General features: G+C 69.2%; 14 protein-coding genes and 2 riboswitches. Of the genes, 10 read left to right on the top strand and 4 right to left on the bottom strand.

What is annotated here, in order from left to right; genetic code table 11:
* Positions 1–42 precede the first annotated feature (42 nt).
* Positions 43–606, top strand: coding sequence for a dCTP deaminase (gene dcd, locus EL288_RS19995; protein WP_003808382.1), 564 nt, complete (start codon positions 43–45; stop codon positions 604–606).
* A gap of 7 nt (positions 607–613) precedes the next feature.
* Here the strand turns inward: dcd and EL288_RS19990 are convergent, their stop codons facing one another.
* The 3 genes from EL288_RS19990 to EL288_RS19980 are packed head-to-tail and all read right to left on the bottom strand — an operon-like array spanning position 614 to position 2,030.
* The gene (locus EL288_RS19990; protein ID WP_003808385.1) at positions 614–1,036 is read right to left on the bottom strand and encodes a VOC family protein; all 423 of its coding nucleotides are present in this window, start codon (positions 1,034–1,036) and stop codon (positions 614–616) included.
* A 27-nt stretch (positions 1,037–1,063) separates the two neighbouring features.
* The gene (locus tag EL288_RS19985; protein WP_003808387.1) at positions 1,064–1,483 is read right to left on the bottom strand and encodes a VOC family protein; all 420 of its coding nucleotides are present in this window, start codon (positions 1,481–1,483) and stop codon (positions 1,064–1,066) included.
* A 28-nt stretch (positions 1,484–1,511) separates the two neighbouring features.
* Positions 1,512–2,030 (bottom strand): GNAT family N-acetyltransferase, encoded by a 519-nt coding sequence (locus tag EL288_RS19980; RefSeq protein ID WP_003808390.1) that lies wholly within the window; start codon positions 2,028–2,030, stop codon positions 1,512–1,514.
* Between the two features lie 52 nt (positions 2,031–2,082).
* On the opposite strand from EL288_RS19980, the gene EL288_RS19975 reads away from it, so the two are divergent.
* From EL288_RS19975 to gcvP, 8 genes are all read left to right on the top strand, one after another.
* Complete coding sequence (locus tag EL288_RS19975; RefSeq protein WP_003808391.1) at positions 2,083–2,580, top strand: hypothetical protein; 498 nt, start codon at positions 2,083–2,085, stop codon at positions 2,578–2,580.
* A gap of 154 nt (positions 2,581–2,734) precedes the next feature.
* Complete coding sequence (locus EL288_RS19970; protein WP_003808393.1) at positions 2,735–5,005, top strand: arginine/lysine/ornithine decarboxylase; 2,271 nt, start codon at positions 2,735–2,737, stop codon at positions 5,003–5,005.
* Positions 5,006–5,080: 75 nt separating this feature from the next.
* Positions 5,081–6,286: a BaiN/RdsA family NAD(P)/FAD-dependent oxidoreductase gene (locus EL288_RS19965; RefSeq protein WP_050484719.1), complete on the top strand. Its 1,206-nt coding sequence runs from the start codon at positions 5,081–5,083 to the stop codon at positions 6,284–6,286.
* Between the two features lie 102 nt (positions 6,287–6,388).
* Positions 6,389–7,024 (top strand): superoxide dismutase, encoded by a 636-nt coding sequence (locus tag EL288_RS19960; RefSeq protein WP_033446726.1) that lies wholly within the window; start codon positions 6,389–6,391, stop codon positions 7,022–7,024.
* Entirely contained in the window at positions 7,021–7,914 is an 894-nt protein-coding gene (locus tag EL288_RS19955) for a ZIP family metal transporter (protein ID WP_003808402.1), read from the top strand. The genes EL288_RS19960 and EL288_RS19955 overlap by 4 nt, the downstream gene beginning before the upstream one ends.
* Before the next feature lie 80 nt (positions 7,915–7,994).
* Positions 7,995–8,087: riboswitch (glycine riboswitch) on the top strand.
* A 21-nt stretch (positions 8,088–8,108) separates the two neighbouring features.
* Positions 8,109–8,228: riboswitch (glycine riboswitch) on the top strand.
* Positions 8,229–8,308: 80 nt separating this feature from the next.
* The gene (gene gcvT / locus EL288_RS19950) at positions 8,309–9,409 is read left to right on the top strand and encodes a glycine cleavage system aminomethyltransferase GcvT (protein ID WP_003808404.1); all 1,101 of its coding nucleotides are present in this window, start codon (positions 8,309–8,311) and stop codon (positions 9,407–9,409) included.
* An 81-nt stretch (positions 9,410–9,490) separates the two neighbouring features.
* On the top strand, positions 9,491–9,865 hold the full coding sequence (gene gcvH, locus EL288_RS19945; protein WP_010929676.1) for a glycine cleavage system protein GcvH: 375 nt from the start codon (positions 9,491–9,493) through the stop codon (positions 9,863–9,865).
* A 59-nt stretch (positions 9,866–9,924) separates the two neighbouring features.
* Positions 9,925–12,795: an aminomethyl-transferring glycine dehydrogenase gene (gene gcvP / locus EL288_RS19940; protein WP_126622021.1), complete on the top strand. Its 2,871-nt coding sequence runs from the start codon at positions 9,925–9,927 to the stop codon at positions 12,793–12,795.
* Positions 12,796–13,149: 354 nt separating this feature from the next.
* On the opposite strand, the gene EL288_RS19935 is transcribed toward gcvP, so the two are convergent.
* Positions 13,150–13,890: a FadR/GntR family transcriptional regulator gene (locus EL288_RS19935; protein ID WP_003808411.1), complete on the bottom strand. Its 741-nt coding sequence runs from the start codon at positions 13,888–13,890 to the stop codon at positions 13,150–13,152.
* 69 nt (positions 13,891–13,959) lie between these two features.
* Between EL288_RS19935 and EL288_RS19930 the strand changes: the two genes are divergently transcribed.
* The gene (locus tag EL288_RS19930) at positions 13,960–15,171 is read left to right on the top strand and encodes a CaiB/BaiF CoA transferase family protein (RefSeq protein WP_003808413.1); all 1,212 of its coding nucleotides are present in this window, start codon (positions 13,960–13,962) and stop codon (positions 15,169–15,171) included.
* Positions 15,172–15,195 lie beyond the last annotated feature (24 nt).

Raw genomic sequence — 15,195 nt, 5'->3', positions numbered from 1 at the left:
GCGGCGGGTAGAATACCCTTCATTCAATCGAGGCGCCCAACCATGAGCATCAAAAGCGACCGCTGGATCCGCCGCGCGGCCGAAGCCGGCATGATCGAACCCTTCGAGCCGGGCCAGGTCCGCACCGCGGGCGGCAACCGCATCGTCAGCTACGGCACCAGCAGCTACGGCTACGACGTGCGCTGCGCGGACGAATTCAAGATCTTCACCAACATCAACTCCACCATCGTCGATCCCAAGCAGTTCGACGAGAAGTCGTTCGTCGACTTCAAGGGCGATGTCTGCATCATCCCGCCCAACTCGTTCGCGCTGGCGCGCACGGTCGAGTACTTCCGCATCCCGCGCAGCGTGCTGACGATCTGCCTGGGCAAGAGCACCTACGCGCGTTGCGGCATCATCGTCAACGTCACGCCGCTCGAACCCGAATGGGAAGGCCACGTCACGCTGGAGTTCTCCAACACCACGCCGCTGCCGGCCAAGATCTACGCCGGCGAGGGCTGCGCCCAGATGCTGTTCCTCGAAAGCGACGAGGTGTGCGAGACCTCGTATCGCGACCGCGGCGGCAAGTACCAGGGCCAGCGCGGCGTCACCCTGCCGCGCACCTGAGCGGCGGCTATTGCCAGGGGTCGTACGAGCCGACGCTCCAGATATGCCCCTCCGGGTCGCGGCACGAAAAGCCGCGGCCGCCGTAATCGGCGTCGGCAATATCGATCAGTATCTCGGCGCCCGCGGCCTGCGCGTCCCGGTAGGCCTGGTCGGGGTCGGCCACCACCAGGTACACGCTTTGCGTCTCCACGCCGCCGACCTCGTCGGGCTGCTTCATGTAACGGGAAAACGGTGTGTCCGTCACCGACGCCAGCATGATCATGCCGCTGCCCAGCGTCAGCTGGGCATGCACGATGGTATCGGCCGGGCCGGGCACGATGCGTTGCGCCTCGAACCCGAACGCGTGCACCAGCCATTCGATGGCGGCGCTGGCGTTGCGGTAGCGCAGGCAGGTCACGACGGGTGAGGCGACGGTGGCTGGGGCTGGCATGGCGGTCTCCGGTTCGGCGCGGCGCGTTCAGGGCGCCGCGGCGGCGAGGGCGTCGTAGCCCTCGCCCAGGAACTGCAGGATGCACACGCCGTTGCCGTAGGGGTCGGACAGATGCGCGATGCGGCCCCAGGCGTGGCTGTGCGGCGGATCTTCCAGCATAGCGCCGGCGGCCACCGCCGTGGCGACCGCCCTGTCGCAATCGTCCACCACGAAATCCAGGTGCACCGGCGTCCAGTGGCGCGCGTAGTCGCGCCCCTGGCTCGTGCCCGTGGCCGCCTGCGAGCCGGTTGCCTTCTCCAGCAGGTAGATGGGCACGGCGGCGCCCGCCATCTCGATGGCCTGCGGCCCCAGCCGGCGCCGCGGACGCAGGCCGAAGGCGCGTTCGTAGAACAGCGCGGCCCGCGCCGCGTCGGGAACGTCGATATTGATCAGTACCTGTGCCTGCATGGTGTCGGCTCCAGTCCGGGACCGGCCCTCAGCGCGCGGCCAGCGGGCGGATCATGAGAATATTGGCCAGCAGGCGGCCGCCCACCAGCATCGCGTCGGGCTCGCGGCCATACTCGGCGAAGCCCAGGCTGGCGTACAGCGCGTGCGCGGCGCCGTTGTCGGCGCCCACGCTCAGCAGCACGTGGCGTACCCCGGTCATCCGGGCCGCCCGTGCCAGCAGCGCCTCGGTCAATTGGCGCGCCAGGCCGCCGCGGCGTTGCGCGGGTACAACGTAAATACCCCAGATTTCAGCCTTGTGACGTTGTTTCATTGTGTGCCCGCGCGCCACGCCGCCGACCCCGGCCAGGGCGCCGTCCACGAAGGCGCCCAGCAGCACGTAACCCTCGCGCGGGGCAAGGCGGGCGCGCCATTGCGCGATTGTGTCAACGCTTTCTTCTTCGTAACTGGACCCGAAGGCTTCGGGCGCCTCGCGCAGGGCGGCCAGGCGAACGCGTTGAAATTCTGCAGCATCCTCGGGCGTCAAAGGGCGTATGGTGGAAAGATTCACGTCTGGCTCCGCAGCGTACGCGCAGGGTGGCGGCAGGGTTGCGCCAAATATAATGAAGATACGTGAAAAGCGCGGCTGTTTCGCGGCGCAGGAGCCCCAGATGTTCGGTTTCCGCAGGAAAGACACGCAGCAGTACGACCAGGAGGCGCAGGACGCCTTCGTCGAACGGGTCGCCGCGGCGGCGCGCGATTTCGTGGCCGCCGTCCCCGCCGGGGCGGGGCTGGACTACTCGCCGGCCAGCATCGCCGCGCTCGACGCCGTGCTCGAACAGGCCCACCTGGGCGCCCTGGCGCTGGACCCGGTGCAACGGGTGGGGGCGGCCGCCTACCTGTACGAGGTGGCGCGGCGTCGCCACGGCGGGCTGTACGAGGTCTGCGACGACGACGATCCGGTGGTGCTGGTGACCGGCGAGCCCGAGTTCGACGTCTGCCTGTGCGCCATCGCCAAGGTCGAGCGCCGCATCGACGCCGGCCCGCAGGAAGACCTGCGGCCGTTTTTCGGCCGCTACGAGCAGGCCGTCGCGGCGCGCCGGCCCGACATCATTCGCTGACGCCGCGCGCCGGCGGGCGCACCCGCTTTCAATCCGTCCTACAATTCCCCGAGGTCGGCCCGCTCGTCGGGCCGGTTGCTTTTTTGTCACCAGCCCGACCCCGTCTGGCAGTACACTCGCGTCCGTTTTGCCTTGCCCGCCCAGGAGCGCCCGCATGAAATTCCGCTTCCCCATTTTCATCATCGACGAAGACTATCGCTCCGAGAACGCCTCGGGGTTGGGCATTCGCGCGCTGGCTTCGGCGATCGAGGCCGAGGGCGTGGAGGTCATCGGGGTGACCAGCTACGGCGACCTGAGCTCGTTTGCCCAGCAGCAAAGCCGCGCCAGCGCCTTCATCCTGTCGATCGACGATGAGGAGTTCGACGTCGATTCTCCGGAAGACGTGGCGGGCGCGATCAAGAACCTGCGCACGTTCATCGGCGAGCTGCGTTTCCGCAACGCCGACATCCCCATCTACCTGTACGGCGAGACGCGCACGTCGGAACACATCCCGAACGACATCCTGCGCGAGCTGCACGGCTTCATCCACATGTTCGAGGACACGCCGGAGTTCGTGGCGCGCCACATCATCCGCGAAGCGCGCAGCTACGTGGACGGCCTGCCGCCGCCGTTCTTCCGCGAGCTGGTCAAATATGCCCAGGACGGTTCGTATTCCTGGCACTGCCCGGGGCACTCGGGCGGCGTGGCGTTCCTCAAGAGCCCGGTGGGCCAGATGTTCCACCAGTTCTTCGGCGAGAACATGCTGCGCGCCGACGTCTGCAACGCGGTCGACGAGCTGGGCCAGCTGCTGGACCACACCGGCCCGGTGGCCGAGTCCGAGCTGAATGCCGCGCGCATTTTCCATGCCGACCACTGCTTCTTCGTCACCAACGGCACCTCGACGTCGAACAAGGTCGTCTGGCATGCCAACGTGGCCGCCGGCGACGTGGTGGTGGTGGACCGCAACTGCCACAAGTCGATCCTGCACGCCATCACCATGACCGGCGCGATCCCGGTGTTCCTGCGCCCCACGCGCAACCACCTGGGCATCATCGGACCGATCCCGCTCGACGAATTCGACCCGGAAAACATCCGCCGCAAGATCGAGGCCAACCCGTTCGCGCGCGAGGCGCTGAACAAGAAGCCGCGCATCCTCACGCTGACGCAGAGCACCTATGACGGCGTCATCTACAACGTCGAGATGATCAAGGAAAAGCTGGGCACCTACGTCGACACGCTGCATTTCGACGAGGCCTGGCTGCCGCACGCGGCCTTCCACGAGTACTACCGCGACATGCACGCGATCGGCCCGGACCGCCCGCGCAGCCAGGACGCCATGGTGTTCGCCACGCACTCCACGCACAAGCTGCTGGCCGGCATCTCGCAGGCCTCGCAGATCATCGTGCAGGAGTCCGAGAGCCGCAAGCTGGACCGCAACCTCTTCAACGAGGCCTACCTGATGCATACGTCGACCTCGCCGCAGTACGCGATCATCGCGTCGTGCGACGTGGCCGCCGCCATGATGGAGCCGCCGGGCGGCACCGCCCTGGTCGAGGAAAGCATCCGCGAGGCCATGGACTTTCGCCGCGCCATGCGCAAGGTGGCCTCCGAGTTCGGCAAGGACGACTGGTGGTTCAAGGTGTGGGGCCCCAACCGCCTCGCGCCCGAGGGCATCGGCCATCGCGACGACTGGGTGCTGGAGTCGGGCGACCACTGGCACGGCTTTGGCGACCTGGCGCCGGGCTTCAACATGCTCGACCCGATCAAGGCCACCATCATCACCCCGGGCCTGGACATGTCGGGCAGCTTCGGCGAAAGCGGCATACCGGCCGCGCTGGTGTCGAAGTACCTGGCCGAGCACGGCGTCGTGGTGGAGAAGACCGGCCTGTATTCGTTCTTCATCCTGTTCACCATCGGTATCACCAAGGGCCGCTGGAACACCCTGCTGACCGCGCTGCAGCAGTTCAAGGACGACTACGACCGCAACCAGCCCCTGTGGCGCATCCTGCCCGAGTTCTGCCGCGGTCACCGCCGCTACGAGCGCATGGGCCTGCGCGACCTGTGCCAGCAGATCCACGAGGCCTATCGCGAACGCGACGTGGCGCGCCTGACCACCGAGATGTACCTGAGCGACATGGTGCCGGCGCTCAAGCCCTCGGACGCCTTCGCCCGCATGGCGCACCGCGAAGTCGAGCGCGTCGAGATCGACCAGCTCGAAGGCCGCGTGACCGGCGTGCTGCTCACGCCGTACCCGCCGGGCATTCCGCTGCTGATCCCGGGCGAGCGCTTCAACCGGACCATCGTGCAATACCTGCAGTTCGCGCGCGAGTTCAACGAGCGCTTCCCCGGCTTCGAGACCTACATCCACGGCCTGGCCGACGAAGAGGGCCCCGATGGCGCCAAGCGCTATTACGTCGACTGCCTGAAGGACGCCGGCGAGCAGTAAATCCGACGCGCCGCGCCGGGCCGCCCGAGGGGGCGGCCCGGCGCGGCGTTGTCTTCGAGGGAGTATCCCGTTTCGATGTTCGATGTCGCCGTCATCGGCGCCGGGGCCGCCGGCATGATGTGCGCCGCCGTGGCGGGCCAGCGCGGCCTGCGCGTGGTGCTGATCGATCATGCCGCCAAGCTGGCCGAGAAAATCCGCATCTCCGGCGGAGGGCGCTGCAACTTCACCAACCTGGGCGCCGGCCCGGCCAATTTCCTGTCCGACAACCCGCATTTCTGCCGCTCGGCGCTGGCCGGCTACACCCCGCAGGATTTCCTCGGCCTGTTGCGCCGCCATCGGGTGCATTGGCATGAAAAGCATCGCGGGCAACTGTTCTGCGACGACAGCAGCGAAACCATCATCGAGATGTTGCGCGCCGAGTGCGGGCAGGGCGGGGTGGCCTGGCGCATGCCGTGCCGCGTGGACGAGATCGCCCGCCGCGAGGGCGGCGGCTTCACGCTGCGTACCAGCACCGGCGCGATCGACGCGCGCGCGGTCGTGGTAGCCACCGGCGGCATGGCGATCCCGCAACTGGGCGCGACCGACTACGCGCTCAAGGTGGCGCGCCAGTTCGGCCTGAAGGTCGTCGAGCCGCGGCCGGCCCTGGTGCCGCTGACCTTCGATCCCGCGCAATGGCAGCCGTTCGCCGCGCTGTCGGGCGTCGCCCTGGAAGTCACGCTGTCGACCGGGCAGGGCAAGGGGCGCGCGGCGTTCCTGGAGGACCTGCTGTTTACCCACCGGGGCCTGTCCGGCCCCGCCATCCTGCAGATATCGAGCTACTGGAAGCCGGGCGAGCCCATCGTGCTGGACCTGGCGCCCGGCCGCGACCTGGCCGCCGAACTGATAGGCGCCAAGCCGGGCAACCGGCAGCAGTTGCATACCGTGCTGGCCGGCCTGTGGCCCCGGCGGCTGGCCGATACCTGGCTGGACGTGGCCGGGCGCGCCGTCGGCGCGGACCTGGCCGCCGCGCGCCTGGCCGACGTGCCGGACCGCACGCTGCGGGCGCTGGCGGCGCTGATCCATGACTGGCGCCTGGTGCCCAGCGGCACGGCCGGCTACAAGAAGGCCGAAGTGATGCGCGGCGGCGTCGACACGCGCGCCCTGGACCAGAAGTCCATGCAGGCGCGCGGCGTGCCGGGGCTGTACTTCATCGGCGAGGCGGTCGACGTGACGGGCTGGCTGGGCGGCTACAACTTCCAGTGGGCCTGGGCGTCGGGGTACGCCTGCGGCAACGCCCTCTAGCCTGGCGGGCACGGCGCATGCGGGCAGGGCCGCGCGCCTATTGTTTTGGTAAATGGAAATGACTATCATTTGTCTTTACCAAATGCAAATGCCGGAGACCGCATGCCATACGTCCTGCCTGCCCTTTCGTATGCCTACGATGCGCTCGAGCCGCATATCGATGCACGCACGATGGAAATACACCATACGCGCCATCACCAGACCTACGTCAACGGCCTGAACGCCGCGCTCGAAGGCGCCGGCCTGGACAGCGAGGAGCCGGTCGAGCAACTGTTGCGCCGCATCCCGGCGCTGCCGCCGGGCATCCACGGCGCGGTGCGCAACCACGGCGGCGGCCATGCCAACCACAGCCTGTTCTGGACCGTCATGTCGCCGTCGGGCGGCGGCCGCCCGGATGGACGGCTGGCGGCCGACATCCAGGCCCAGCTGGGCGGACACGACGCCTTCCAGGCGGCCTTCACGCAGGCCGCGCTGGGCCGATTCGGCAGCGGCTGGGCCTGGCTGACCGTCACGCCTGCCGGCCGCCTGCGGGTCGACAGCAGCGCCAACCAGGATTCGCCGCTCATGGAGGGCAACACCCCGATACTCGGCCTGGATGTCTGGGAGCACGCGTATTACCTCCAGTACCAGAACCGCCGTCCCGAATACATCGAGGCCTTCTACCGGGTGGTGGACTGGGCCGAAGTGGCGCGCCGCTACGAGATCGCCCTGGCCGAGCTCGGCCGGGAGGCCGCATGAATACCCACAGCCGCCACCGCGTCCGTCCGGCGCTCACCAGCGTCAGCGCCATGACCCTGGCGGTGCTGGTGGCCTGCCTGGCCTGCTACCAGCTGTGGGAGTTCCTCGACCGGCGCTGGCCGCACGTCGCCCTGGCCATGGCCGGCGGCATGGTGGCCGCCGGCGCCACCGCGCTGGGCGCGGTGCCGGTGCTCTTCTCCCAGACCCTGTCGCAGCGCGTGCAGGACTGCATGTTCGGCTTCGGCGCCGGTGTCATGCTGGCGGCCAGCGCCTTCTCGCTGGTGGCGCCGGGCATCGCCGCGGCCGGCGCGCAGGGCTACGGCCCCTGGGGGGCGGGCATCCTGGTGGGGGCGGCCATCCTGCTGGGCGGCGCGGTCCTGCTGGCCAGCGACAGGCTGCTGCCGCACGAGCACTTCATCAAGGGCAAGGAAGGGCGCGCCTCGCGCACCCTGCGCCGCACCTGGCTGTTCGTCTTCGCCATCATGCTGCACAACGTGCCCGAAGGCCTGGCCATCGGCGTGGGCTACGCGGGCAGCGACAGCCTGCGCGGCGCGGCGCTGGCAACCGGCATCGCCATCCAGGACGTGCCCGAAGGGCTGGTGGTGGCGCTGGCCTTGCTGGCCGCCGGCTACGGCCGTGCGTTCTCGGTGGCGCTGGGCATGCTGTCCGGGCTGGTCGAGCCGCTGGGCGCCATCGTGGGCGCGGCGGTGGTGGGCTGGTCGGCGGCGATGCTGCCGTGGGGGCTGGGTTTCGCGGCCGGCGCCATGCTGTTCGTCATCAGCCACGAGATCATTCCCGAGTCGCACCGCAAGGGGCATGAGGTGCCGGCCACCGCCGGCCTGATGCTGGGATTCGTGCTGATGATGCTGCTCGATACCGCGCTGGGCTGAGGCGCCGAAACAGGGGCGGATCGCTGCCCATCCGGACGCTTTGCGGCATGGCGCTTTCGATGTATGCTTTGCGCGCTGTCACGCATGTCGCGGGAGAGAGCGGCCGATTGCGGCTGCCGCCGAAGGCGCAATTCGCCCGGAATCGCTCAGGTAACCCATACCGCGACTGCATCGAGTAGCGCCTGGCGCGCTCGAAACAGCACTCTGGAGAGACCTGGCGCGGCCACCTTCGCGGTGCGCAAGCAGCCCAGGCGCCGAAGGTGCAAACCCGCTCGCGCGGGGCAACTCTCAGGCAAAAGGACAGAGGGGCGGAAAATTCGACCGGTTCCCGGACGCTTTCCGCATCGGGGCCGGCATTCCGTAATCCTGGCAATGCTGCCGCTGGAGCCCTCGCATGTCCGCACCGCTCAAACGCACCCCCTTGGCCGAAGAACATCTTGCCGCCGGCGCCCGCATGGTCGACTTCGGTGGCTGGGACATGCCGCTGGCCTATGGCTCGCAACTGGAAGAGCACCACGCGGTGCGCCAGGACGCCGGCATGTTCGACGTCTCGCACATGCTCAACGTCGATGTCGGCGGCGCCGACGCCACCGCCTTCCTGCGCCGCCTGGTGGCCAACGACGTGGCCCGCCTGGCCACGCCGGGCAAGGCCCTGTACAGCTGCATGCTGAACCCGCAGGGCGGCATCATCGACGACCTCATCATCTACTACTTCGCGCCCGACCAATGGCGCGTGGTGGTCAACGCCGGCACGGCCGACAAGGACATCGCCTGGATGCAGCGCGTGGCCGCCGCCGACGGCTTCGATGTCGCGATCGCGCCGCGCCGCGACCTGGCCATGGTGGCGGTGCAGGGCCCCAACGCCCGCGCCAAGGTGTGGGCGGCCCGTCCCGCGTGGCAGGCGGCGTCCGAGCCGTTGGCGCCGTTCTCGGCCGCGGCCGTCGAGGCCGGCACGCTGGTGGCGCGCACCGGCTATACCGGCGAGGACGGGTTCGAAATCGTGCTGCCCGCCGACGCGGTGGTCCAGCTGTGGCGCGACCTGCTGGCGCAGGGCGTGCGGCCCTGCGGCCTGGGCGCGCGCGACACGCTGCGCCTGGAGGCGGGCATGAATCTCTACGGCCAGGACATGGACGAACTCGTCCATCCCGACCAGGCCGGCCTGAGCTGGACCGTTGCGCTCAAGGACGAGGCGCGCCGCTTCGTGGGGCGCGATGCCATCGAGCAGTTCGCCGTGCCGCGCGCCTTCGTCGGCCTGAAGCTGCAGGAGCGCGGCGTGATGCGCGCCCACATGCCGGTGCGCTGCGCGCAGGGCATGGGCGAGCTCACCAGCGGCACCATGTCGCCCACCCTGGGCGTGTCGGTGGGCTTTGCCCGCGTGCCGGTGGGCGTGCAGCCCGGCGACGCCGTCGAGGTGGAAATCCGCGGCAAGTGGGTGCCCGCCCTGGTATGCAAATTGCCGTTCGTGCGTCACGGCAAAGCCGTCGAACACTCGTAAACTCGAGGCTTCCGCGCGGCCGCTGGCCGCCGGAGGCGCGCAAACTTTCTCCATTCCCACCGAATTGCCAGAGGAGCTCCCATGAGCCTGCCCACCGATCGCAAGTACACCGAGTCCCACGAATGGGTCCAAGCCGAAGGCGATGTGTTCGTCGTCGGCATCACCGACAACGCCCAGGAGCAGCTGGGCGATCTGGTCTTCGTCGGCGACGTCAAGGTCGGCGCCACGCTGAAGGCCGGCGAAACCGCCGGCGTGGTCGAGTCGGTCAAGGCCGCCTCGGACATCTATGCGCCGGTCGACGGCGAGATCGTCGCGTTCAACGACGAACTCGAAGCCAACCCCAGCCTGATCAACGAATCGGCCTATACCGCCTGGATCTTCAAGATCAAGCCGGCCAACGCGGCCGACCTGGACAAGCTGCTTGACGCGGCCGGCTACCAGGCCGTCGCCGGCTGACAGGCCGCAACGGGCCGGCCCGCGGGCCGGCCCCGCCTCCCCGTTATTTCGAGAAAACCATGTCGCGCGCCCCTGACACCCATTCCGATTTCATTCCCCGCCATATCGGCCCCTCCGACGAGGACCAGGCCACCATGCTGGCCGCCATCGGCGCAGCCAGCCTGGATGCCCTGATCGACGAAGTCGTGCCGCCCCGCATCCGCATCCGCAGCCGCGCGCCGCTGGCGCTGCCCGCCGCGCGCAGCGAAACGGATGTGCTGCAGGACCTGAAGCGGATGGCCGCGCGCAACCAGATCTACCGCAACTACATCGGCCAGGGTTACTACGGCACGCACACGCCCAACGTGGTGTTGCGCAACGTGCTCGAGAACCCGGCCTGGTACACCGCCTACACGCCGTATCAGCCCGAAATCTCGCAGGGCCGCCTGGAGGCGCTGCTCAATTACCAGACCATGGTCGCCGACCTGACCGGCCTGGACATCTCCAACGCCTCGCTGCTGGATGAAGGCACCGCCGCGGCCGAGGCCATGACGCTGGCGCGCCGCGGCAGCCGTTCGTCCAGCCCGGTGTTCTTCGTGTCGCAGCACTGCCACCCGCAGACGCTCGAAGTGGTGCGCACGCGTGCCGAGGGCCTGGGCATCGAACTGGTGATCGGCGACGAGTCGCGCGGGCTGCCCGAATGCTTCGGCGTGCTGCTGCAGTATCCGCACAGCCTGGGCGGCGTGGCCGATTACCGCGAACTGGCGCAAGCCGCGCACGCGCAGGGCGCCGTGGTCGCCTGCGTGACTGACCTGCTGGCGCTGGCGCTGATCGAGCCGCCGGGGCAATGGGGCGCCGACATCGCCGTGGGTTCGGCGCAGCGCTTCGGCGTGCCGTTCGGCTTCGGCGGCCCGCACGCCGGCTTCATGGCCTGCCGCGATGCGTACAAGCGCAACATGCCCGGCCGCCTGGTCGGCGTCTCGAAGGACGCCCAGGGCAACCCGGCGCTGCGCCTGGCCCTGCAGACGCGCGAGCAGCACATCCGCCGCGAGAAAGCGACCTCCAACATCTGCACCGCCCAGGTGCTGCTGGCCGTGATGGCCGGCCTGTACGCCGTGTGGCATGGCCCGCGCGGCGTGCGCCGCATCGCCGAGCGCGTGCAAAGCCTCACCGGCGCGCTGCGCGCCGCGCTGGCCGGGCTGGGCGTGAAAGTCGCCAACGACACCTGGTTCGACACGCTGTTGCTGGAAACCGGCGTGGCCACCCCGGCCATCCTGGCCGCCGCGGATTGCGCCCGGATCAACCTGCGCCAGGTCGATGGCGCGCGCCTGGCGGTGTCGCTGGACGAAACCGTGACCCTCGCCGACCTGCAGGCCCTGGTCAACGTGTTCGCCGCCGGCCTGGGCAAGGACGAGGTGGCGCTGCCGGCGCCGCAGGCGTCGCTGGACGGCATCCCGGCGGCGGTGCGCCGCCAGGGGCCCATCCTGTCGCACCCGGTGTTCTCCAGCGTGCAGTCCGAGACCGACATGCTGCGCTACCTGCGCAAGCTGGCCGACAAGGACCTGGCGCTGGACCGCACCATGATCCCGCTGGGTTCGTGCACCATGAAGCTGAACGCCACGGCCGAAATGATCCCCATCACCTGGCCGGAGTTCGCGCTGATCCACCCGTTCGCGCCGGCCTCGCAGACGCCGGGCTATCGCGAGCTGATCGACGGCCTGTCGGCGCAGCTGTGCGAAATCACCGGCTACGACGGCATCAGCCTGCAGCCCAACTCGGGCGCGCAGGGCGAGTACGCCGGCCTGCTGGCGATCCGCGCCTACCACCAGGCCAATGGCCAGCCCCAGCGCAATGTCTGCCTGATCCCGGCCTCGGCGCACGGCACCAACCCGGCGTCGGCCCAGCTGGCCGGCATGGACGTGGTGGTGGTGGCGTCCGACGCCAACGGCAACGTCGACCTGGCCGACCTGCGCGCCAGGATCGCGCAAGTGGGCGAACGCCTGGCGGCGCTGATGATCACCTATCCCTCGACGCACGGCGTGTTCGAGGAAGCCGTGACCGAAATCTGCGACGCGGTGCACGAGGCCGGCGGGCAGGTCTACCTGGACGGCGCCAACATGAACGCCATGGTCGGCGTGGCGCAGCCCGGCAAGTTCGGCTCCGACGTCTCGCACCTGAACCTGCACAAGACCTTCTGCATCCCGCACGGCGGCGGCGGGCCGGGCGTGGGCCCGGTGGCGGTGCGCGCGCACCTGGCGCCCTACCTGCCGGGCGTGCTCGACGCCCAGGGCCGCCTGGACCCCGAGGCCAAGGTCGGCCCGGTCTCGGCCGCGCCGTATGGCTCGGCCGGCATCCTGCCGATTCCCTACGTGTACATCGCGTTGATGGGCGCCGAGGGCCTGCGCCGCGCCACCGAGGTGGCCATCCTCAACGCCAACTACATCGCCGCGCGCCTGCGCGACCACTACCCGGTGCTGTATGCGGGCCGCAACGGCCGCGTGGCGCACGAGTGCATCCTGGACGTGCGGCCCCTGAAGGAAACCAGCGGCATCAGCGCCGAGGACATCGCCAAGCGCCTGATGGACTACGGGTTCCACGCGCCGACCATGAGCTTCCCGGTGGCCGGCACGCTGATGGTCGAGCCCACCGAATCCGAAGGCCTGGCCGAGCTGGAGCGCTTCATCGAGGCCATGATCGCCATCCGCGCCGAGATCGCACAGATCGAAAGCGGCGAACGCGACCGCGACGACAACGTGCTGCGCAATGCGCCCCATACGGCCCAGATGCTGCTGGCCGAGGAATGGCACCACGACTATCCGCGCCAGCAGGCCGCCTATCCGGTGGCGTCGCTGCGCGAGAACAAGTACTGGCCGCCGGTGGCGCGGGTGGACAACGCCTATGGCGACCGCAACCTGGTGTGCGCCTGCCTGCCGGTGGAAGCCTACGCGTAAGCGGTGCGCGCTCATGGCGCATGACGAGGAGCCGGCCCCCGCATGGGGACTGGCACCGGCAAGATTTCATGGCACCTGCCCGTGCGTGTGCCTGTCCCCGCTGGGACAGGCACATTGCCGTACGCCATCCGGGGTGCCTGTCCCCGCAGGGGGACTGGCACCGGCAAGATTTCACGGCGTCTGCCCGTGCATGTGCCTGTCCCCGCTGGGACAGGCACATTGCCGTACGCCATCCGGGGTGCCTGTCCCCGCATGGGGACTGGCACCGGCAAGATTTCATGGCGTCTGCCCGTGCGTGTGCCTGTCCCCGCTGGGACAGGCACACTGCCGTACGCCATCGACTCTTGCCGGCGATCACGCCGAAGGCGTGAGTCCCAGCCGCTCGTAGTGTTCCTGGTAGCCGGCGACGTGGCGCTCCATGCGGCGGCGGGCGGCCGGCGCGTCGCCGGCGATGACGGCGTCGACCACGCGGCGGTGCGACTGCAGGATGAGGCGCCGGGTGGGTTCGGGCGTTTGCCCTTCGCGGCTGGTCGCCGCCAGGATCAGGCCGGCGATGGACACGATGAACGCGCGCAACAGGTCGTTGTGGCAGGCGTCGGCCAGCGCGAAGTACCAGCGCACGTTGAGATCCAGGAACTGTTCCACGCGGGGCAGGGCCTCCTGCAGCAGGTCGGTCGCCTGTATCAGCGCCTGCAGGTCTTCGGGCGTGCGGCGCAGCGCGGCGAGTTCGGCGATGGTCGGCTCGATGGCGACGCGGGCTTCGATCATCTCCTGCAGCGAGATGCCGCGCGCGCGGGCAAACAGCGCCACGGGGCGGGCCAGCGCGTCGTTGGCCGGCAGCTTGACGACCGAGCCGCCATAGCGCCCCTGGCGGGTTTCGATCAGGCCTTCGCTTTCCAGCACACGCAGCGCGTCGCGGACCGCGGCGCGGCTCAGGCCGGTCTCTTCGGTGAGCTCCCGTTCCGAAGGCAAGGCCACGCCGCTGGGGCGGGCGCCGCTGAGGATCTGTTCGCGCAGGGCGTCGGCCAGCAGGTCGCGCGAACGCACGGCCTTGATCGGACCCAGCGGATTAGGGTTTGTCTCTACGGTTTTCATCGCTGCAGCCATTGTACAGCGTTTGGTTATCCATATAATGGTCAACCATTGAACTTTTAATCGAGCATCATGGCTGCAGTCTCTTCTTCCGTGCCGCCCACCCCGCTGGGCGGCGTGCGCGTGCTGGACCTGTCCAAGGTCCTGGCCGGGCCGCTGTGCACGCAATACATGGCCGACATGGGCGCCGACGTGATCAAGGTCGAAGCGGCCGGGCAGGGCGACGATACGCGCGGCTGGCCGCCGTTCCAGGATGGCCAGGCGGCGGTGTTCCTCAGCTGCAACCGCAACAAGCGCAGCATCGCGCTGGACCTGAAGTCGGCGCACGGGCGCGCCGTGGTGCAGCGGCTGGCCGCCTGGGCCGACGTGGTGGTCCACAGCTTCGGTCCGGGCGTGGCGCAAAAGCTGGGCGTCGATTGGGAGGCCCTGTCCGAAATCAATCCCCGCCTCGTGTACTGCGCCATCTCCGGTTTCGGCCCGGTCGGCAGCCTGAGCCACGGCAAGGGGTTCGATGTGGTGCTGCAGGCGTTCTGCGGCATGATCTCGATCACCGGCGAGACCGAGGGCGGCGCGGTGCGCAGCCCGTTCTCGCCGGTGGACCAGGCCACCGGCCTGCATGCCCTGATCGGTATCCTGGCGGCCTTGCGCCAGCGCGACGCCAGCGGCCGCGGCGTCACCGTGGACGCCTCGCTGTTCGATACCGCGCTCGGTTTCATGGGCTACTTCATGCAGGGTTACTGGGCCCGCGGCACCGAGCCCGCGCGCGCGGGCGCCGGGCACGAGTCGCTGTGCCCGTACCAGGATTTCGCGACCGCCGACAAGCCCATCATCCTGGGCATCGCCAACGATGCGCTGTGGCGCGCCTTCTGCACCCTGGCCGGGCGTCCCGAACTGGTCAGCGACCCGCGCTTTGCCACCAACGCGCAGCGCGTGGCCAACCGCGCGCAGACCCTGGCGGCCACGCGCGAGCTGCTGGCGGCGCGCACGCGCGGCGAATGGCTGCCCGCGCTCGAGCAGGCCGGCATCCCCTGTTCCCCCATCCATACGCTGGCCGAGGTCGATGCGCATCCGCACACGCGCGAATCGGGCATGGTGTTCGACTACCCCGAGACCGGCGCCGATACCGGGCCGCTCAAGGGCGTGGCCCAGCCGGTGCGCTTTGACGGCATGCGCCTGACCACGCCCAAGCGGCCGCCGAGCCTCAATCAGGACTGGGCGTCGGTGCTGGCCGACGCCGGCTACTCCGATCCGGAAGTCCGGGATCTATTGCAACAGATGGCCTGAAAGAGCCATCCCACTCGTACAAGG

The sequence above is a fragment of the Bordetella bronchiseptica genome (assembly GCF_900636925.1).
Taxonomy (GTDB): domain Bacteria; phylum Pseudomonadota; class Gammaproteobacteria; order Burkholderiales; family Burkholderiaceae_B; genus Bordetella; species Bordetella pertussis.
Note: the sequence above shows the minus strand (reverse complement) of the source record. Positions and strands in the feature narration are given on the sequence as shown.